19 protein-coding genes are annotated in these 18,224 nt (G+C 69.8%); 12 read left to right on the top strand and 7 right to left on the bottom strand.

The features are described 5' to 3' along the window. Window positions 1–29: 29 nt before the first annotated feature. From BLP38_RS12685 to BLP38_RS12670, 4 genes are read left to right on the top strand one after another with little or no spacing between them, the layout of a single operon-like run. On the top strand, window positions 30–1,703 hold the full coding sequence (locus BLP38_RS12685) for a glycoside hydrolase family 13 protein (RefSeq protein ID WP_091358332.1): 1,674 nt from the start codon (window positions 30–32) through the stop codon (window positions 1,701–1,703). Window position 1,704: 1 nt separating this feature from the next. Then, the gene (locus BLP38_RS12680; protein WP_091358329.1) at window positions 1,705–2,709 is read left to right on the top strand and encodes a LacI family DNA-binding transcriptional regulator; all 1,005 of its coding nucleotides are present in this window, start codon (window positions 1,705–1,707) and stop codon (window positions 2,707–2,709) included. Window positions 2,710–2,739: 30 nt separating this feature from the next. Beyond that, window positions 2,740–3,954, top strand: coding sequence for an amidohydrolase (locus BLP38_RS12675; RefSeq protein ID WP_091358325.1), 1,215 nt, complete (start codon window positions 2,740–2,742; stop codon window positions 3,952–3,954). Continuing rightward, the gene (locus tag BLP38_RS12670) at window positions 3,951–4,766 is read left to right on the top strand and encodes a hypothetical protein (RefSeq protein WP_091358322.1); all 816 of its coding nucleotides are present in this window, start codon (window positions 3,951–3,953) and stop codon (window positions 4,764–4,766) included. The genes BLP38_RS12675 and BLP38_RS12670 overlap by 4 nt, the downstream gene beginning before the upstream one ends. On the opposite strand, the gene BLP38_RS12665 is transcribed toward BLP38_RS12670, so the two are convergent. Beyond that, window positions 4,760–5,824 carry a VanZ family protein gene (locus tag BLP38_RS12665; protein ID WP_091358319.1) on the bottom strand — a complete coding sequence of 355 codons (1,065 nt, stop codon included), beginning with the start codon at window positions 5,822–5,824 and terminating at the stop codon, window positions 4,760–4,762. The genes BLP38_RS12670 and BLP38_RS12665 overlap by 7 nt on opposite strands. Window positions 5,825–5,886: 62 nt before the next feature. On the opposite strand from BLP38_RS12665, the gene BLP38_RS12660 reads away from it, so the two are divergent. The 3 genes from BLP38_RS12660 to sufU are packed head-to-tail and all read left to right on the top strand — an operon-like array spanning window position 5,887 to window position 9,734. Next, complete coding sequence (locus tag BLP38_RS12660) at window positions 5,887–7,938, top strand: APC family permease (RefSeq protein ID WP_091358316.1); 2,052 nt, start codon at window positions 5,887–5,889, stop codon at window positions 7,936–7,938. Window positions 7,939–7,980: 42 nt separating this feature from the next. Next, a complete protein-coding gene (locus tag BLP38_RS12655) occupies window positions 7,981–9,276 on the top strand; it encodes a SufS family cysteine desulfurase (protein ID WP_172824702.1) in 1,296 nt (431 codons plus the stop codon). Then, a complete protein-coding gene (gene sufU / locus BLP38_RS12650; RefSeq protein WP_091358312.1) occupies window positions 9,273–9,734 on the top strand; it encodes a Fe-S cluster assembly sulfur transfer protein SufU in 462 nt (153 codons plus the stop codon). The genes BLP38_RS12655 and sufU overlap by 4 nt, the downstream gene beginning before the upstream one ends. Before the next feature lie 33 nt (window positions 9,735–9,767). On the opposite strand, the gene BLP38_RS12645 is transcribed toward sufU, so the two are convergent. From BLP38_RS12645 to BLP38_RS12635, 3 genes are all read right to left on the bottom strand, one after another. Continuing rightward, window positions 9,768–10,736, bottom strand: a complete 969-nt coding sequence (locus BLP38_RS12645) for an SRPBCC family protein (protein ID WP_091358309.1) — start codon at window positions 10,734–10,736, stop codon at window positions 9,768–9,770. 23 nt (window positions 10,737–10,759) lie between these two features. After that, a complete protein-coding gene (locus BLP38_RS12640; protein ID WP_091358307.1) occupies window positions 10,760–11,101 on the bottom strand; it encodes an ArsR/SmtB family transcription factor in 342 nt (113 codons plus the stop codon). A gap of 65 nt (window positions 11,102–11,166) precedes the next feature. Further along, window positions 11,167–11,454, bottom strand: a complete 288-nt coding sequence (locus BLP38_RS12635) for a metal-sensitive transcriptional regulator (RefSeq protein WP_091358304.1) — start codon at window positions 11,452–11,454, stop codon at window positions 11,167–11,169. 227 nt (window positions 11,455–11,681) lie between these two features. Between BLP38_RS12635 and BLP38_RS12630 the strand changes: the two genes are divergently transcribed. After that, the gene (locus BLP38_RS12630; RefSeq protein ID WP_091358299.1) at window positions 11,682–13,004 is read left to right on the top strand and encodes an HNH endonuclease; all 1,323 of its coding nucleotides are present in this window, start codon (window positions 11,682–11,684) and stop codon (window positions 13,002–13,004) included. A gap of 76 nt (window positions 13,005–13,080) precedes the next feature. On the opposite strand, the gene BLP38_RS12625 is transcribed toward BLP38_RS12630, so the two are convergent. Beyond that, complete coding sequence (locus BLP38_RS12625) at window positions 13,081–13,419, bottom strand: TraR/DksA family transcriptional regulator (RefSeq protein WP_091358295.1); 339 nt, start codon at window positions 13,417–13,419, stop codon at window positions 13,081–13,083. 98 nt (window positions 13,420–13,517) lie between these two features. Here BLP38_RS12625 and BLP38_RS12620 point away from each other — a divergent pair, with 98 nt between their 5' ends. Next, a complete protein-coding gene (locus tag BLP38_RS12620; protein WP_091358292.1) occupies window positions 13,518–13,709 on the top strand; it encodes a hypothetical protein in 192 nt (63 codons plus the stop codon). Window positions 13,710–13,715: 6 nt separating this feature from the next. On the opposite strand, the gene BLP38_RS12615 is transcribed toward BLP38_RS12620, so the two are convergent. Together BLP38_RS12615 and BLP38_RS12610 are read right to left on the bottom strand one after the other, a co-directional pair. Continuing rightward, window positions 13,716–14,237, bottom strand: a complete 522-nt coding sequence (locus BLP38_RS12615) for a septum formation family protein (RefSeq protein WP_091358289.1) — start codon at window positions 14,235–14,237, stop codon at window positions 13,716–13,718. 51 nt (window positions 14,238–14,288) lie between these two features. Beyond that, entirely contained in the window at window positions 14,289–14,894 is a 606-nt protein-coding gene (locus tag BLP38_RS12610; protein ID WP_133398879.1) for a septum formation family protein, read from the bottom strand. A 136-nt stretch (window positions 14,895–15,030) separates the two neighbouring features. On the opposite strand from BLP38_RS12610, the gene purL reads away from it, so the two are divergent. From purL to BLP38_RS12600, 3 genes are read left to right on the top strand one after another with little or no spacing between them, the layout of a single operon-like run. Then, window positions 15,031–17,352: a phosphoribosylformylglycinamidine synthase subunit PurL gene (gene purL / locus BLP38_RS12605; protein ID WP_091358285.1), complete on the top strand. Its 2,322-nt coding sequence runs from the start codon at window positions 15,031–15,033 to the stop codon at window positions 17,350–17,352. Continuing rightward, on the top strand, window positions 17,349–17,483 hold the full coding sequence (locus tag BLP38_RS14445) for a hypothetical protein (protein ID WP_269457017.1): 135 nt from the start codon (window positions 17,349–17,351) through the stop codon (window positions 17,481–17,483). Before purL ends, BLP38_RS14445 begins: the two co-directional genes overlap by 4 nt. An 8-nt stretch (window positions 17,484–17,491) precedes the next feature. Further along, window positions 17,492–18,223, top strand: coding sequence for a YqjF family protein (locus BLP38_RS12600; protein WP_091358282.1), 732 nt, complete (start codon window positions 17,492–17,494; stop codon window positions 18,221–18,223). Window position 18,224 lies beyond the last annotated feature (1 nt).

The raw sequence follows: 18,224 nt of genomic DNA, 5'->3' as shown, positions 1-18,224 counted from the left end.
GCGCAAGCGCTTGCGCTAGGCTGGCGCGCATGACTTCGACCCCCTCCCCGACCGTCACCTCGACGCTCGCTCCGATCGGCGAGAGCCGGCCCGGCGCCGAGTGGTGGCGCACCGCCGTGATCTACCAGATCTACCCCCGCTCCTTCGCGGACGCCTCGGGCGACGGCATCGGCGACCTGCCCGGCATCACGTCGCACCTCGACGACCTCGCCTCGCTCGGCGTCGACGCCGTGTGGCTGAGCCCCTTCTTCACCTCTCCCCAGAAGGATGCCGGCTACGACGTCGCCGACTACCGTGACGTCGACCCGCTGTTCGGCACCCTCGGCGACTTCGACGACATGCTCGAGGGCGCTCACGCCCGCGGCATCCGAGTCATCATCGACCTCGTCCCGAACCACTCCTCCGACAAGCACGTCTGGTTCCAGCAGGCCCTCGCCGCCGCTCCCGGCAGCCCCGAGCGCGCGCGCTACATGTTCCGCGACGGCACGGGCGAGAACGGCGAACTGCCCCCCAACAACTGGGAGTCCGTCTTCGGCGGCCCGGCCTGGACGCGGATTGCCGACGGCCAGTGGTACCTGCACCTGTTCGACACGTCGCAGCCCGACTTCGACTGGACCAACCCCGAGGTGCGCGCCGAGTTCGAGGCGACGCTGCGCTTCTGGCTCGACCGCGGCGTCGACGGCTTCCGCGTGGACGTGGCGCACGGCCTGATCAAGGCCGACGGCCTGCCCGACTACACCCCGCCGGCCGAGGCCGACTCGATGGGCGGCGCGGAGCCGGTCCCGTATTGGGGTCAGGACGGCGTCCACGAGGTCTGGCGCGAATGGCACCGTGTGCTCGCGGAGTACGACGGGGACCGCGCGCTGTGCGCCGAGGCGTGGCTGCCGACGGTCGACGAGACCGCCAAGTGGGTGCGCTCCGACGAGATGCACCAGGCCTTTAACTTCCCCTACGCGATGAGCGAGTGGGATGCCGCGCAGCTGCGCGAGATCATCAGCGAGTCCCTGCGCGCCTTCCCCGCCGTCGGCGCTCCGGCCACGTGGGTCCTCTCGAACCACGACGTCATCCGCCACGCGACCCGCCTCGCGATGCCCGGTCACCCCCAGGGGCACGGCGTCGGGCCCGAGACGCCCGGCAAGCCCGATCCCGCCGCGGGACTTCGTCGCGCCCGCGCGGCGACCGCGCTCATGCTCGCCCTCCCCGGCTCGTCGTACCTGTACCAGGGCGAGGAGCTCGGACTCCCCGAGGCGATGGAGTTGCCCGACGACGTCCGCGAGGACCCGACCTGGTTCCGCACGAACGGTGAGCGCTACGGACGTGACGGATGCCGCGTCCCGCTGCCCTGGACCGCCGATCAGGGCGCGTTCGGCTTCAGCCCGACGGGCGAGAGCTGGCTGCCGCAGCCTGCGGAGTGGACGGCGCTCGCCCGCGACGTGCAGGAGGACCAGCCGGACTCGACCCTGTGGCTGTACCGCACGCTGCTGGCGACCCGCCGCGCGCACGACCTCGGGTCGGGCGCGCTCGAGTGGCTGGACGGCTACGGCGAGGACGTCATCGCCTTCCGCAACGGCGACATGACGGTGATCGCGAACGTGGGCACGACCCCGGTCGCGCTGCCGAAGGGGACGCTGCTGGTCGAGAGCGACGCGTTCGAGGGGCGCGAGCTGCCGGCCGACACGACCGTGTGGATCGCCGCGGACTGACGTGACCGGCATCGACGACGTCGCCCGCGCCGCAGGCGTCTCGGCGGCGACCGTCTCACGCGCGCTCAGCGGGCGCGGGCGCATCTCGGATGCGACCCGCGCCCGCGTGCGTGCGGCCGCGGCCGACCTCGGCTACGTGGTTTCGGCTGCGGCATCCGCTCTGGCGACGGGGCGTGCCGCGAACATCGGCGTCGTCGTCCCGCTGCTCGACCGGTGGTTCTTCGCGAACGTGCTCGACGGCATCGCGAGCCGCCTCGCACCGCAGGGCTACGACATGACGCTCTACAGCATGAGCGACGAGCGGTCCCAGCGGGACGGCGTGCTGGACGTGTCGCTGCGGCGCGGCCGGGTCGACGGAATCATCGTCCTCTCGGTGACCCTCGCCGACGACGAGGTCGACCGGCTCCTCGCGCTCGATCTGCCCGTCGTGGGCCTCGGCGCCACCACTCCCCGGCTGCCGGCACTCCGCGTCGACGAGCTGGCCGTCGCCCGCGCCGCGACCGAGCACCTGCTGACCCTCGGCCACCGGCGCATCGCGCACATCGGCGCAGGCTACGCGGGAGATCCGGGCCTCGACATCCCGTCGCTGCGCCGGCACGGTTTCACCTCGGCGATGGCGGATGCCGGCATCCCGGACGCTCCCTTCGCCGCGGCGGACTTCACGATCGAGGGCGGACATCGCGCCGCACTCGCCCTGCTGGACGGTGCCGCTGCGCCGACGGCGATCTTCGCGGCATCCGACGAGATCGCCTTCGGCGCCATGTTCGCGGCGAGGGACCGCGGACTCGAGGTGCCGAGGGAGCTCTCGGTGATCGGCGTCGACGGGCACGAGATGGGCGGCTTCTTCGGCCTGACGACGATCGCCCAGTTCCCGCACGAACAGGGCGAGCGTGCCGCCGCCGCCGTCCTCGCCGCGCTCGAAGGGCGCCAGGAGCTCGGCGAACTCGCGTTCCAGCTCGTCGAGCGGACCTCGACAGCCGCTCCCGTAGAGGACTCACTGAGGTAGCGGCGGCCCCGTCCCCGTAGGCTCGACGTCATGCCTCTCGACCTCGAAGCGATCTACACCGACCTGCACCGGCACCCGGAACTGTCGTTCCAGGAGACCCGGACGGCCGGCGTCATCACACGCGAGCTCGCATCGCTCGGCCTCGACTACGAGGAGGGCGTCGGCCGCACCGGCGTCGTCACCGCGATCCGCAACGGCGACGGACCCGTGATCTGGCTCCGCGCCGACATGGACGGCCTCCCGGTCCCCGAGCAGACCGGCCTCTCCTACGCGAGCACCGCCCGCGGCGTCGACCCCTCCGGGCAGGACGTCCCGGTCATGCACGCCTGCGGCCACGACATGCACGTAACCGCCCTGCTGGGCGCGCTCGAGAAACTGCAGGCGACCCGTGAGGAGTGGTCGGGCACCGTCGTCGCCGTCTTCCAGCCCGCCGAGGAGTACGGCGCAGGGGCACAGGCGATGATCGCCGACGGCGTCTTCGACCGGTACCCGAAGCCCGACATCGTCCTCGGCCAGCACCTGACACCGCTTCCCGCCGGAACGATCGGCGTGCGCCCGGGCACCCAGATGGCGGCATCCGACGGCATCACCGTCACGATGCACGGCCGCGGCGGTCACGGCTCGCGTCCCCACGCGACGATCGACCCGATCGTCATGGCGGCGGCGACGGTCATGCGCCTGCAGACCGTCGTCTCGCGCGAGGTCGACCCGCGCGAGATGGCCGTCGTCACCGTCGGCTCGATCCACGCCGGCCTGAAGAACAACATCATCCCGGCCGAGGCGACCCTCGAGCTGAGCCTGCGCTATCCGAACGACGAGGCACGGGCCGACATCCTCGAACGCGTCGAGCGTGTCGTCCGCGCCGAGGCCGCGGCATCCGGTGCGGAGCAGGAACCGACGATCACGACGCTCCACACCCTGCCGCCCACCATCAACGACATCGACTCGACCGCCCGCCTGACCGCGGCGATGGACCGCGCGTTCGGCGAGGGCACCGTCGTGGATCCCGGTATGTTCACCGGGAGCGAGGACGTCTCGTGGTTCGCCCGGGAGGCCGGCGTTCCGCTCGTCTACTGGTTCTGGGGCGGCGTCGACCCGCAGCAGTACGCGGATGCCGCTGCTGCCGGTACGATCTCGCGTGACATCCCGACGAACCACTCCCCGTTCTTCGCCCCCGTCCTGCACCCGACCATCGAGCGCGGCGTCGACGCCCTGACCGTCGCCGCGCGGGAGTTCCTCACATGAGCAACGACGACTGGCTGCCCTTCGCGCCCCTCGACCCGCAAGAGCACGAGAAGCCCGAGCGTCCGGCGAACCCGAACCGGGTCCCGATGATCCTCGGCGCGGTCGCCGGCGTGCTCCTGGTCGCCGTCATCGTGGTCGTCAGCGTCTACCTGCTACGGGCGACCGAGCCGACGACGGCAGCGCCGCCGGCGCCGGCGACCTCGCAGGCCGCACCCCAGCCGGCGCCCTCGCCATCGCAGGACCCCGAGCCGTCGGAGCCCGTGGCGGAGGAGCCGCCCGCCGCGGCATCCACCATCGAAGTGAACGGGTCCGGTTTCACCGTGAAGACCGCCGACGGCACGGTCGACCACAAATGGGCCGATGACTCGGGTCCGGTGATCGCTGCGCTGACCAAGGCTTTCGGCACCGCGCCGAAGGAGGAGTTCGTCAACGGCGACGCCGAGAACTGGGCGTACGACATCTACGTCTGGCCGGGGTTCCGCCTGTACGACGTCTTCCTCGGCGACGGCGGCCGTTCCCGGGGCGAGGTCCCCGCACCGACGTGGATCGCACTGACCTCCGGGCTCCCCCAGGACGTGCAGGTCGCGAACGAGTTCGGAGTGGCCGTCGGCGACAGCCTCGACCAGGCTCGCAGCAAGGGGCCCTTCGACGAGTTCACGCTCACGAACGGCCGCGTGCGCCTCACCTACGGCGAGGGCCGCGGAAAGTTCTACAGCAACGGGTCGCGCGAATTCAGCGCCTTCGTCGAGTCCGACGAGTCCGGTCAGAAGGTGGCCTCGATCACCTACACGTTCCGCGCCCGCGGTCAGTGATCGGTCGGCGCCGTCGTGCGCGCATCCACCAGTCGCCGTCCGCTGACGACGCCCGGTAGCCCGCGCCCGGCGGGGGTGGCGAAGAAGAGGACCGCCCACACCAGCACGAAGACGACCGAGAGGATGCCGAGGGCCGCCCCCAGCTCGCTGAGCAGGAGGTAGCCGCCGATCCCGCCGACGAAGCGGAGCGCCCGTGCGCCGGGCTCCGGCAGGCGGCCGCCTTCGTAACGCAGCTCGACGCACAGGTCGCCGACGGTGCGGCCCGTCGCGAGGACGACGACGGTCCACACGGCGATCGGCACCCATCCCGAGGCGATGTCGGCGATGACCCCGTCGGCGACCAGGTCCTCACGGCGCAGTGCGTACTGCAGGAAGAGCTGAATCGTGGTCCCCGCGGCACCTCCGAGGATCGCCGTGCCGAGCAGGTCGCAGACGGCCCCGAGCAGGCGGCGGCCGCGCGTGACCGGGCGGGGCTCACCGGCATCCGCTGCCTTCTCGACGCCGCGCAGTCGCGCCGGGACGAGGAGGGCGACGATCGAGCCGACGAGGGCGCCCAGGGTGTTGGTGAGCAGGTCACCGACGTCGAAGAGGCGGTACCCGCACGGGAACAATCCCCACACCCCGGTCAGCTGGGTGGTCTCGATGAGCAGGGACAGGAGGAACCCGACGAGAGTGGCGATGACGACACCCCGACGCCCCACGACCCGGATCAGGAACCCGAGGGGGAGGAAGAGGAGGACGTTGAAGGCGACCTGGAGGAGTCGGATGTCGGTCAGCGGCGACCCGTCGGCGAAGGCCCCCACGAGGTCGTCGATGGTCGGCGCGAGCGAGAGCACCGCCCCCGAGCAGCGGTAGTCGTCCGAGGCGGGCAGGGGAAGGAGCGTGTAGCTCCAGATGGCCAGGAAGTAGACGAGGGATGCCGCCCAGAACGCCACGCGGCCGAGACTGAGACGACCACGGCGACGGTAGCTGACGGCTACGACGGGGACGAAGAGGATGAGCCCGACGACTGCCCCGAACAGGATCGCGACGACTGCCGGGAAGACTTGTCCGCTCATCCGGCGAGTCTAGGGAATAGTCCGTGACCCGCCCGCGTTGCGGCGGGTTCGCGGGAGGCGTAATGTCGCCCGCCGTGACCAGTGACAGCCGCGACCCGAACGCGGTCCCTTCTCCCGCCGTGAAGCGCATGCTGATCGGCGAACCCCTCGACACCGAGAAGCTCGATGGGCAGTTGCTTCCGAAGAAGCGCGCGCTGCCCATCTTCGCGTCGGATGCACTGTCGTCGGTGGCCTACGCGCCGCAGGAACTCCTGATGATCCTGCTCATCGGCGGGACGGCGTTCATGGCGTTCGCGCCGCCCGTCGCCGCCGCGGTCGTCGTGCTGCTCGTCGTCGTGGTCCTCAGCTACCGCCAGCTCATCAAGGCGTATCCGTCGGGCGGCGGCGACTACGAGGTCGCCCGCACGAACCTCGGCGAGAAGGCCGGCGTCGTGGTCGGGTCGGCGCTGCTCGTCGACTACGTCCTGACCGTCGCGGTGTCGGTGTCCTCCGGCGTCGACAACATCATCTCGGCGCTCCCGTTCCTCAACGCATGGCGCGTGGAGCTCGCGGTGGGCTTCGTGATCCTCCTGGTGATCGTGAACCTGCGCGGCGTGCGCGAGGCGTCGCAGGCGTTCGCGATCCCCACGTACGTGTTCATCGGCTCCGTCGCGCTGATGATCGGGACCGGCCTGTTCCGCTGGGCGATCGGCGACGCACCTGTCGCCTCGAGCGCGGCGTACACCGTCGAGCCCGAGGCCCTGTCTCAGGTCGCGTTCATCCTGCTGCTGCTGCGCGCCTTCTCGAGCGGCTGCTCCGCCTTGACCGGAGTCGAGGCCGTCAGCAACGGTGTGCCCGCATTCCGCACCCCCAAAGTCAAGAACGCGCAGACGACCCTCGTGCTCATGGGCGGCATCGCGATCGTCCTGTTCGCGGGGCTCACCTCGCTCGCCCTCATCGCCGGCGTGCACTACGCCGAGAACCCCTGCAGTCTGATCGGCTTCGATTGCGCGGCCGGCCCGCAGCCGAGCCTCATGGCGCAGGTCGCGGCAGCCACCTTCGGCGGCGACTCGGTGTTCTTCTTCATCATCCAGGCCGCTACCGCCTGCGTCCTGCTGCTCGCCGCCAACACGGCGTTCAACGGGTTCCCGCTGCTCGGGTCGGTGCTCGCCCGCGACAGCTACGCACCCAAGGCGCTGAACTCGCGCGGCGACCGCCTCGTCTTCTCGAACGGGATGCTGATCCTCGGCGGCGCGGCGATCGCGATCCTCGTGGTCTTCCAGGCGAACCTGACCACCCTCATCCAGCTCTACATCATCGGCGTGTTCGTGTCGTTCTCGCTCGGCCAGATCGGCATGGTCCGGCACTGGCGTCGCGAGCTGCGACTCCTCAAGGGGAACTCGGCCGCGCGGCGGGCTGCCCTGTCGGGACTCGCCATCAACACCGTCGGGGCGGCGTTCACCGTCGCGGTCCTCGTCATCGTGACGATCACGAAGTTCACGCACGGCGCCTGGCTGGTGTTCCTGGCGATGCCGGTCCTCGCGTTCCTCATGATCGGCGTGAACCGGTACTACCGCGACGTCGAGCACGAGATCGAGATGGACGACACCGTGAGGTTCGGCGCATCGGGCGACCTCGCGATCATCCTCGTCGGCAAGCTGCAGAAGCCCGTGGCCAAGGCCATCGACTACGCCCTGGCCGCCAAGCACGAGAAGACCCTCGCCGTCCACGTCGCGGTCACGACCGACGACATCGCCGAGTTGAAGGCCGATTGGGAGTACCACCGGATGCCGGTGCCCCTGGTCGTGGTCGATTCGCCCTACCGCCACTACGGCTCGCCCCTGATCGGCTTCATCGAGAAGTACCGCGAGAAGCACGGGCCCTCCGTCGTGACCGTCTACCTGCCGCAGTACATCGTGGGCCACTGGTGGGAGACCCCGCTCCACAACCGCCGCGCCCGCCGGATCGCGCAGCAGCTCATGATGGTCCACGGCGTCACTGTGACCCTGGTGCCGTGGCTGCTCGACTCGTCCGAGATCGTCTACGGGCGCCGGTCGCGCCCGCTGCCCGGCGACGATCGCGGCGGCCGCGTCGATCAGCGTCATTACGGTTTGGTCGAGCATTCCGACAACTGACGCGCCGGGCCGTGCCACCGCGCACCGGCGTAGCCTAGAGGGGTGACTTCTCCCGCCCTGTCCGAGTCGGCCACGCTCGACGCTGCCCGGCTTCGCGAGGACTTCCCGATCCTCCAGCAAGAGGTCAACGGGCACCCGCTTGTCTACCTCGACTCCGGAGCGACGAGCCAGAAGCCCCGGCAGGTGCTGCAGGCCGAGTACGACTTCCTCACCCGCAGCAACGCGGCCGTCCACCGCGGCGCCCACACCCTCGCCGCCGAGGCGACGGATCTGTTCGAGGATGCCCGGGCTACCGTCGCGCGCTTCGTCGGCGCGCGCGAGGAGCAGCTCGTGTGGACGAGCGGCGCCACCCAGGGCCTCAACCTGGTGGCCTACTCGATCGGCAACGCGACGCTCGGGCGGGGGGCACCGGCATCCGCTCGCCTGGCTCTGCAGCCCGGCGACGAGATCGTCGCGACCGAGTCCGAGCACCACGCGAACCTCATCCCGTGGCAGGAGCTCGCCGCGCGCACCGGCGCCGTTCTGCGGCACATCCCTGTGTCGGACGATGGCCGCCTCGATGTGGATGCCGCGGCGCAGATCATCGGCGAGCGCACGCGGATCGTCGCGTTCTCGCACGTGTCGAACGTCCTCGGGATCGTGAACCCGGTCGCCGAGATCGTCGCGCTCGCGCAGAAGGTCGGCGCGCTGACCGTGCTCGACGCCTGCCAGTCGGCACCGCACATGCGGCTCGACCTGCCCGCGATGGGGGTCGACCTCGCCGTCTTCAGCGGGCACAAGATGCTCGGGCCGTACGGGGTCGGCGGTCTCTACGGCCGCAGTGAGATCCTCGAGGCCATGCCGCCGTTCCTCACGGGCGGGTCGATGATCACCACCGTGACGCTCGACGAGGCCGGCTATCTGCCGCCGCCTCAGCGTTTCGAGGCGGGCACGCAGCCGATCGGACCCGCGATCGGGCTCGCGGCCGCCGTGTCGTATCTGGAGGACGCCGGCATGTCCGCCGTACACGCGCACGAGGTTCGCCTCGCCGCGCGCATGCGCGAGGGACTCGTCGACATCCCCGGCATCCGTCTGCTCGGCGATGCCGAGGGCGCGGAGCGCGTCGGCCTCTGGAGCTTCGTCGTCGACGGCGTGCACGCGCACGATGCCGGCCAGTTCCTCGACGCGCAGGGCATCGCCGTCCGCGTCGGACACCACTGCGCAGCTCCCCTGCACCGCCGGTTCGGCGTGACGGCATCCGTCCGCGCATCCGCCGCCCTGTACAACACCGACGCCGATGTCGATGCCCTGGTCGATGCCGTCAGCGGCATCCGGTCCTATTTCGGAGTGAACGAATGAACGGTCTCGACTCGCTGTATCAGGAGCTGATCCTGGACCACTCGAAGCACCCGCACGGCCAGGGCCTCTCGTCCGAGGAGGGGCGGACCGCGAGCTCGCACCAGCACAACCCGATGTGCGGCGACGACATCACCCTCCGCGTGCGCGTCGACGACGCCGGCGAGCGCATCGTGGACCTGTCGTGGGAGGGTTCGGGCTGCTCGATCTCGCAGGCGTCCGCATCGATGCTCGCGGCCCTGATCGAGGAGGACGGCGGCGACGCCGGTCTGCCGCGCGAGGACGCCGTGAAGCTCATAACTGGGTTCCGCGAGGCGCTGCGTTCGCGCGGAGCGATCCCCCTCGACGAGGAGACGTTCGCCGATGCCGCCGCGCTGTCGGGGGTCTCGAAGTTCTCGGCTCGCGTCAAGTGCGCGATGCTCGCGTGGGTCGCGCTCGAGGACGCCCTCGCCCGGGCCTGAGCCGGCGGACGAGGACGTCGCTTCGGCCAGGCGTCACGCCGCCTGCAGCACCTCGCGCTCGAGCCGAGCGTAGGACGCTTCCATGCCGTCCGCCATGCCGGTGGCGAGGATCATGTCGCGCGTCTCGCGATCGGGGTATTCGATGAGGAGCGTCAGCAGCGTCGCACCGTCCTCCTCGTAGAACTGCAGGTCGTTCGTCGTCGACGGACCCTCCATGCCGATCATCCTCTCGGTGCTGACCGAGCGGCGCGGTTCGTCGAGGAGCAGCGTCTCGCCCTCGAAGCCGAAGCGGCTCTCGGGCTTGCCGTCCTCCTCCCACACGTTCCGGTAGTGCTCGCCGACGACGCACTCCACCATCGACCACCCGTCGGGGCCCAGCATCCACTTCTTCAGCAGCTCGGGGTCGTTGTGCGCCCGCCAGACGAGCTCCCGCGGACCGTCGACGAGACGCGTGATGCGGACGTGGGTGTCGTCGAGCAGTTCGACGTTCGTGCCCTCGCCCTGGAACCAGTCGCGCAGGTCGTGGAGGACCGTGTCGAGCTGGTTCATCGCCATGCGCGATCCTTCGACGGCGCCCATCGCGACGACCTGCTCAAGCGCCTCGACCGAGGTGAAGTACGTGATGTTCGAGAGCCGGGAGCCGGTGGCGGTTTCGTCGAAGGAGAAGCGCATGCGCATGGAGGGGAAGCCCGACATCGGCTCGCCGTTCTCGTCGGCGAACGCGTCGAGCACCTCGAAGCTGCGACCCTCGTCGATGGCGAGGAACTCCCATGTGCCGCGGGACTTCTCACCCTGGGGGCTGGTCATCGCGTAGTCGGCGTGACCGCCGACGGTGAAGTCGAAGGCGGTGAACGTGGCCGGCCAGCCGGGAGGACCCCAAAACCGCTCGAGCTGACGCGGCTGCGTGAACGCACGCCACAGGCGGTCGACGGGGGCGTCGACGTCAGCCGTGAGCGTCATCGTGAGGTTGTCGGTGTCGGTGGTGATGTCGGTGACGGGCATGTCTCACTCCTTCGTGGGATGGGTCAGTTCTCGGGCTCGGCGAGAAGGGCGTCGAGCCGATCGACGCGGGAGCGCCAGAGGTCTTCGTACTGTCCGAGCAGCGCCCGGGCGCGGGCGATCATGTCGGGGTCCGCTCGAACGAGGCGCTCGCGGCCCTCCGCGCGCTTGACGACGAGCTCGGCCGCCTCGAGCACGGCGACGTGCTTCTGGACGGCCGCGAACGACATGTCGTAGTCCGCGGCGAGCGTGGAGACGGACTGCTCGCGCTCGAGCGTGCGACGCAGGATGTCGCGCCGCGTCGCCGCCGCCAGGGCGTGGAAGACGCGGTCGATCCGATCATCGCTGAGCTCCGTTTGTGCAACCATTTGGTTGTACGTTAGATCAGCGGATGCCGGGCGTCAAGAGGTCTTCTTCTGCCAACCCCGGGCGGTCAGGCGAGCGAAAGGAACAGCTTTTCGAGCTCTTCGGGCGCCATGTCCCCATCGGGATCAGTGAGGCACTCTCGCAGTGCCGTCGAGATGACGAGGAACCCGGCCCGGTCGAGCGCCTTCGACACGGCGGCGAGTTGATGCACGACATCGCGACACGAGGCATCCTCTTCGACCGCGGAGATCACGGCGGCGAGCTGCCCCTGCGCGCGCTTGAGACGATTGACGACCTTGCGCTTGGCTTCGGGGTCGCCGGTCGCCGGGTCGTCGATTCGCGCTGCGTCACTCATGTCGTCACCCTCTCGTCGCGTCGGCATCGATGATACCCCCCTGGGTATTGATCCCCGCGGAATCGAAAGCGAGTGTGAGCGGCGCGAAGCGCGCTCGGTGTGCCGCGCGCGCTGACCGAGGGGGAATGGGCCGGTGAGAGGTTTCTCATTCTGGGCGTCGTTCATAACGGGTGGTTTCGGTGGTTTTTCGGGGTCTGAATGTCGGTGGTTGGTGCGAGAGTGCAGGTATGACGGAACCGATGGAAATCCCCGATGGTGAGACGTATCCCGCTGCCATCGCGGGCATCGTCGCGGACGTCGAAGACATCGGGGTCGAGTTCGCCCGCGTGAAGATTCGTGAGCTTCGCGCCCTGGCCGCCGCGGGACGGTTGGCGGACGCGCAAGGCGCACCCCGGAACGCACGGGTCCAGGTGCACGACATGGTGCTCCGGTCGATCTCCGCCGAGGTCGCCGGGGTGATGCGACTCACCGACCGGGCAGTGCAACGACGGATCGGCGAAGCGCGAACAATCGTCGAAGGATTCCCCGCTGCGGTCGCTGCGTGGGAGGCCGGGCGGATCGTGCAGGGCCACGTGAAAGCGATCGTCGACGCCGGGCTGAACCTGCCCGCGGAATTGTGGGCGGAGTTCGAGAAGGTCGCGATCGAACGTTGCGACGGCGAGACGCCGAACCGTGTCCGGGGTGAGCTCGAAATCCTCGCGCACCGGATGCACCCACGATCGTTCGCGGAACGGCACGAAGAGGCAGCCACGGGCCGGTGCGTGCGACTGATGCCGGGGCGGGATGGGATGAGCGACCTGATCGCGACGTTGCCGACGGTGATCGCGGAGGGGATCCACGACCGGCTGACGCAGCAGGCACGGGCGATCATCGACACCCGGGATGAGCGTGCTTCCGGCGAGGACGCCGACGTTGTCGCGACAGATGCACGATCGACCGATCAGGTCCGGGCCGACGTATTCGCCGACCTGCTGCTCGCAGGCTCCCCGGCGTTGGATGACACGCGCGACACGACCGCCGGACCCCTCGGCGCGATCCGCGCGAGGGTGCAGGTTCTTGTGCCCGCCGCGACCCTCGCCGGTGCGGACGACGGGCCGTGCGATCTCGCGGGCCGATCCCCGATTGACCCCGCGACCGCCCGCCTTCTCGCCGGGGCGACGCACATCTGGGAACGCCTGTTCCACGACCCCACCACCGGCGTCACCGTCGCGACCGACTCATACCGCGTGCCATCCGCGATGCGACGGTTCCTGCAAGCCCGCGATCAGCACTGCCGGTTCCCCGGATGCCGCGTCGCGGCCATCCGCTGCGAGATCGACCACACCCACGACCACGCCCTCGGCGGCAAAACAGAACTCTCCAATCTCGCCCACCTGTGCCAGAGACATCATTCGATGAAGCAGTTCACCGCCTGGCGGGTCCGACAACTGTCGGGTGGAGTCCTGGAATGGACCTCACCCCTCGGCAGGACCTACAGAGAAGACGCACCCACACCGGCCGTCGCCTTCACCCCTGGCACAGCACACCCCGGAGACCCGGCACCCTTCTGAACCGCTGGGCGCCAGCCGCACCTCGCACACGCACGCGCACGCTCCCGCACGATTCGCCGCAGCTCGCGATGGCTACTCAGACGAGCGACGCGCACGCGACGCACATCGTCGCCTGCGGCCGAACCTCCAGCCGCGCCTCGGGAATCGGACGGCCGCAGCGTTCGCACACCCCGTAAGTCCCGGCATCCACTCGCGCCAGAGCCGTTGCGACCTGCGCCAGTTCATCCCGCGTCGACGCGCGCAGCGCGGCCACCCGCTGCCACTCCCCTGACAGAGTCGACCCCTCGGGGTCGTGCTCGTCGTCCGCGGTCGCGTCGGCCCTGTCGACCCGCAGCGCGGCGTCGTCGGCATCGAGACGGGCCAACTGGTCCGTCAGCTCCCGCTCCCGCTCCCGCAGCCGTTCGATCGGATCCATCCGGTCAGCGTAGGCCTACCCACCGACCCGGCGACCGTCAAGACCGTCGCGGCACCGGCATCCGACCTCCAGAGTGAGACTCAACGGAAGGAGCCCCCATGGCTGACAACGACGGCACCGAGCACGCCGACCCCGAAGAGATGCCCGACACCGAGGAACTCGAAGAGCCCAGCGTCGCGAAGGAGGCCGGCGAGGAGCCGAAGGCACCTCAGCCGCAGGGCGAGGAGCCCAGCCACCACGCGGTCGGCATCGGCGTCATCGACTCCGACCCGGACGACACCGAGGAGTGAGTCGGACTACTCGCCGGCGCCCTCCAGCGAACCGGTGAGCCGGTCGTACTCTGCCGTGCTCGCTACGCACGAGACGAGGCGGTCGTCCTGGTACTGCCAGGTGTCCGAGGACGGCGAGTAGAACGAGTACTCGTACACGGACTCCTCGTAGGGCACCCCGATGAACTCGGCGAATGCCGCCTCGCACTCGGCGTAAGCCTTCTCCTCGACGACCTCGGCACCCGGATACTCACCCTCGGGCAGCGTGAACTCGTGGTACGCCTCGAACGTGTGCTCCTCCGCGCACGGCACCGCCGCGACACTGCTCGTCTCACTCTGCTCGTCCACCGCCAGCCCCGCGAGAGCATCGTCGAAGAAGCAGTCACCCGGTGCGATCGTGAACACATCGAGGTCGCCGCCGGCGTCGATCTGCCCCGTCTCATCCCGGGACGCACCACCGAGCAGCGCACTGAGCGACGTGGCGCACCCCGACAACATCACAACGGCAACGAGAAGGGCGACGGCAGCGCCCGAACGACGAACAGACATGGATCCCCCAGGACCAGAAAGCGATAGCGGCGGTTCAGCGTATCGGAGTCGTCACGAGACGAAACGGCCCGAGCCCGCCGCACTTCCCTCAATGGTCCCGTCCTCGAGGCCGATGACGCATCTCGCTATGCGGTCGCCGAGCGCCCAGGACTCCGCCGTCGGCAGGTAGTACCAGAAGTCGAGCGTCGAATCCTCGTACGATCCGCCGACGTAGTCAGCGAAAGCGTCGTAACAGATCTCTTCCGCGGCATCACTCACCGCGTCGTCGCCCGGGAACAGGGCCGTCGGCGACATCGCGTCGGGGAAGTGAGACATGCCCAGGTCGCCCTTGGCGTACAGCTCGTACCAGTGCGGCTCCTCGCACGGGATGAGGAGCATCGTCCACGCCCCCTCGCCGTCGTACGCACCGTACTCGTTCGGATCGTCGAAGCAGTCCCCGACCCTGAGGTACTCGAAGGCGATGTCGTTGTCGACATCCTCGGCCTCGGTCTCCGCCTCGGCCGGACGTTCCGGCGATGACGCCCCGCCCCGCACCTCGAGGATCGTTCCCGCGACGACGGCCACCACCTGAGTACACCCGGACAGCAGCGGCGCCATCGCCGCGGCGACCACGAACGCCGCGAAAACGGCACGGCGCCGCGAGTGAGCTGTCGACATGAATCCCCCAGGAGTGCGCGTCGAGCTGATGCGGTCAGCGTATCGAAGCGGGCCCCCGCAGACACGACGGGATGCCGGTGCCCCGCCGATAGGATGGGGGCGTCCCCCGGCATCCCGAGTCTTGGAGCCCAGCCGCGTGAGCACCCCAGTCGCAGACACCGTCGAGAACGCCATCGCCACGCCGGAGCGGGAGCAGCCGTACGGCGCCCTCGGCCTGAAGCCCGACGAGTACGACAAGATCCGCGAGATCCTCGGCCGCCGCCCCACCTCCGGCGAGCTGGCGATGTACTCCGTCATGTGGAGCGAGCACTGCTCCTACAAGTCCTCGAAGATCTACCTCCGTCGCTTCGGCGACAAGGTCTCGGACGAGATGAAGGAACGGCTCATGGTCGGCATGGGCCAGAACGCCGGCGTCGTCGACGTGGGCGAGGGCTGGGCCGTCACCTTCAAGGTCGAGTCTCACAACCACCCGAGCTACATCGAGCCCTTCCAGGGCGCCGCGACCGGCGTCGGCGGCATCGTCCGCGACATCATCTCGATGGGCGCGCGCCCCGTCGCGGTCATGGACCAACTCCGCTTCGGCGACATCGACGACCCCGACACGGCGCGCGTCGTGCACGGCGTCGTCAGCGGCATCAGCTTCTACGCCAACTGCCTCGGCCTCCCCAACATCGGCGGCGAGACCGTCTTCGATAAGGTCTACCAGGGCAACCCGCTCGTCAACGCGCTCGCGGTCGGCGTCCTCCGCCACGAGGACATCAAGCTCGCCAACGCCACCGGCGCCGGCAACAAGGTCGTGCTGTTCGGCGCCCGCACCGGCGGTGACGGCATCGGCGGGGCATCCATCCTGGCGTCCGATACCTTCGCCGACGGCGGCCCCACCAAGCGTCCCGCCGTGCAGGTCGGCGACCCGTTCGCCGAGAAGGTGCTCATCGAGTGCTGTCTCGAGCTGTACCAGGGCGAGCTCGTCGAGGCGATCCAGGACCTCGGCGCCGCCGGCATCTCGTGCGCGACGAGCGAGCTCGCCGCCAACGGCGGCTCGGGCATGAAGGTCGACCTCGAGAAGGTGCTGCTGCGCGACCCGTCGCTCACGCCCGAGGAGATCCTCATGAGCGAGAGCCAGGAGCGCATGATGGCGATCGTCGCTCCCGAGAAGCTCGACGCGTTCCTCGCCGTCGTCCAGAAGTGGGATGTCGAGACAAGCGTCCTCGGCGAGGTCACCGGTGACGGCCGCCTGCAGATCTTCTGGCACGGCGAGCAGATCGTCGACGTCGACCCCTCGACGGTCGCGGTCGACGGCCCCGTCTACGAGCGCCCCGTCGCTTACCCGACCTGGATCGACGCGCTCCGCGAGGACTCCGCCGCCGCCCTCGAGCGGAGCGACGATCCCGAGGTGCTGCGCGAGCAGTTCGTGAAGCTCCTCGGCAGCCCGAACCTCGCCGACACGTCCTGGGTCACCAACCAGTACGACTACTACGTCATGGGCAACACGGCCCTCAGCTTCCCCGACGACGCCGGCATGATCCGCGTCGACGAGGAGTCGGGCCTCGGCTTCGCGATAGCGACCGACTGCAACGGCCGCTACTGCCAGCTCGACCCGTACGCCGGTGCGCAGCTCGCCCTCGCCGAGGCGTACCGCAACGTCGCCGTCACGGGTGCCGAGCCCACCGCCGTCACCGACTGCCTCAATTTCGGCAGCCCCGAGAACCCCGAGGTCATGTGGCAGTTCGGGCAGACCGTCGACGGTCTCGCCGACGCCTGCTTCGAGCTCGGCGTGCCCGTCACCGGCGGAAACGTCAGCTTCTACAACCAGACCGGCGACCAGCCCATCTTCCCGACGCCCGTCGTGGGCGTGCTCGGCATCATGGACGACGTGTCGCGCCGCATCCCCAGCGGTTGGCAGGATGCCGGCGAGAACATCTACCTGCTCGGCACGACCTCGACCGAGCTCGACGGCTCGGCCTGGGCCGACACGATCCACGACCACCTCGGCGGTCGCCCGCCCAAGGTCGACCTCGCCGGCGAGAAGACCCTCGCGGGTCTGCTGCAGGCAGCCCGTGACGAGATGCTCGTCTCGAGCGCCCACGACCTGTCGGCCGGTGGCCTCGCTCAGGCTCTCGCCGAGGCGACGACGCGGTTCGGCGTCGGCGCCCGCGTGTGGCTGCGCGAGATCATGGAGCGCGACGGTGTGGATGCCGCGACCGCCCTGTTCAGCGAGTCGACCGGCCGAGTCATCGTGTCGGTTCCCCGCGAGGAGGACGTGAAGTTCCGGGGCCTCTGCGAGGGGCGCGGCTACCCCGTGCTCCGCATCGGCGTGACCGACGACGCACCGGAAGGCGAGCAGGCGGCCCTCGAGATCCAGGGCGTCTTCACGCTCCCGGTCGGCGAGCTGCGCCGCGTCTCGAAGGCGACCCTCCCCGCCGCGTTCGGTGCGATCGTCGACGAGGTCCCCGCGTGAGCGACGACCCCGAATACGCCGACTTCGTCGGGCGCAAGCGCGCCCGCACCAAGGTGGTCGCGTGGACCGTCATCATCGCGATGGTCCTCGTAGGCGGCGGCGCGACCGTCCTCACGCTGCTGTTCGGCTGAGCCGACCGATGGACGCCACCGCGCCTGCCCTACCGGGTCGCGCGGTGCTGCAGCAGCGCTGGAGCGGCGCCTGCTTCCTGCACTGGCGGGTCGATCCGGCGCTGATCACACCGCACCTGCCGCCCGGGACCGAGCCCGACGTGTTCGACGGGTCGGCGTGGGTGGGCCTCATCCCGTTCGTCCTGAGCGAGTTCCGCTTCCTGCCGCTGCCCCCGGTCCCCTTCGTCGGCCGGTTCGTCGAGATCAACGTCCGAACGTACGCGAAGGATGCCGACGGTCGCCGCGGCGTCGTCTTCCAGACCCTCGAGGCCGAACACCTCCTGCCCGTCCTCGGTGCGCGCGCCGTGTTCGGCCTGCCCTACCGCTGGGCGAAAGCCGCGACGCGGACGGACGGCGATGCGATCGAGTACGCCTCGCGACGGCATCCGGGATTCGGAGATCGGGTGCGCACCCGCATCCGCGTCACGGCCGGCGACGAGATCGTCGACGACGAGCTGAGCCGCTTCCTCACGGCGCGCTGGGGCTTCCACGAGCGGCACCTCGGTCGCACGATCTGGGCTGCGAACGAGCACGAGCCGTGGCCGCTGGTCCGCGCCGAGCTCGATCGACTCGACGACGGCCTGCTGGCGGATGCCGGATTCCCGGGTCTCGCGGATCGCGCGCCTGACTCCGTGCTGGCGATGCCCGCCCGGCATCCCGGCGTCGTCACCCGCTTCTCGGGCGCACGCCTCGTGCGCTGAC

Source organism: Microbacterium sp. LKL04 (genome assembly GCF_900102005.1).
Lineage (GTDB): Bacteria > Actinomycetota > Actinomycetes > Actinomycetales > Microbacteriaceae > Microbacterium.
The sequence above is the reverse complement of the archived record's forward strand: the minus strand, read 5'-3'. Positions and strand labels throughout refer to the sequence as shown.

What these genes read in the sequence shown, in the direction of transcription:
- BLP38_RS12630 (WP_091358299.1), top strand. Translation starts at nt 11,682, where the DNA reads ATGACGGAACCGATGGAAATCCCCGATGGTGAGACGTATCCCGCTGCC.
- BLP38_RS12620 (WP_091358292.1), top strand. Translation starts at nt 13,518, where the DNA reads ATGGCTGACAACGACGGCACCGAGCACGCCGACCCCGAAGAGATGCCC.
- BLP38_RS12685 (WP_091358332.1), top strand. Translation starts at nt 30, where the DNA reads ATGACTTCGACCCCCTCCCCGACCGTCACCTCGACGCTCGCTCCGATC.
- BLP38_RS12600 (WP_091358282.1), top strand. Translation starts at nt 17,492, where the DNA reads ATGGACGCCACCGCGCCTGCCCTACCGGGTCGCGCGGTGCTGCAGCAG.
- BLP38_RS12660 (WP_091358316.1), top strand. Translation starts at nt 5,887, where the DNA reads ATGTCGCCCGCCGTGACCAGTGACAGCCGCGACCCGAACGCGGTCCCT.
- BLP38_RS12640 (WP_091358307.1), bottom strand. Translation starts at nt 11,101, where the DNA reads ATGGTTGCACAAACGGAGCTCAGCGATGATCGGATCGACCGCGTCTTC.
- BLP38_RS12665 (WP_091358319.1), bottom strand. Translation starts at nt 5,824, where the DNA reads ATGAGCGGACAAGTCTTCCCGGCAGTCGTCGCGATCCTGTTCGGGGCA.
- BLP38_RS12610 (WP_133398879.1), bottom strand. Translation starts at nt 14,894, where the DNA reads ATGTCGACAGCTCACTCGCGGCGCCGTGCCGTTTTCGCGGCGTTCGTG.
- BLP38_RS12670 (WP_091358322.1), top strand. Translation starts at nt 3,951, where the DNA reads ATGAGCAACGACGACTGGCTGCCCTTCGCGCCCCTCGACCCGCAAGAG.
- BLP38_RS12675 (WP_091358325.1), top strand. Translation starts at nt 2,740, where the DNA reads ATGCCTCTCGACCTCGAAGCGATCTACACCGACCTGCACCGGCACCCG.
- BLP38_RS12625 (WP_091358295.1), bottom strand. Translation starts at nt 13,419, where the DNA reads ATGGATCCGATCGAACGGCTGCGGGAGCGGGAGCGGGAGCTGACGGAC.
- BLP38_RS12645 (WP_091358309.1), bottom strand. Translation starts at nt 10,736, where the DNA reads ATGCCCGTCACCGACATCACCACCGACACCGACAACCTCACGATGACG.
- BLP38_RS12615 (WP_091358289.1), bottom strand. Translation starts at nt 14,237, where the DNA reads ATGTCTGTTCGTCGTTCGGGCGCTGCCGTCGCCCTTCTCGTTGCCGTT.
- sufU (WP_091358312.1), top strand. Translation starts at nt 9,273, where the DNA reads ATGAACGGTCTCGACTCGCTGTATCAGGAGCTGATCCTGGACCACTCG.
- BLP38_RS12635 (WP_091358304.1), bottom strand. Translation starts at nt 11,454, where the DNA reads ATGAGTGACGCAGCGCGAATCGACGACCCGGCGACCGGCGACCCCGAA.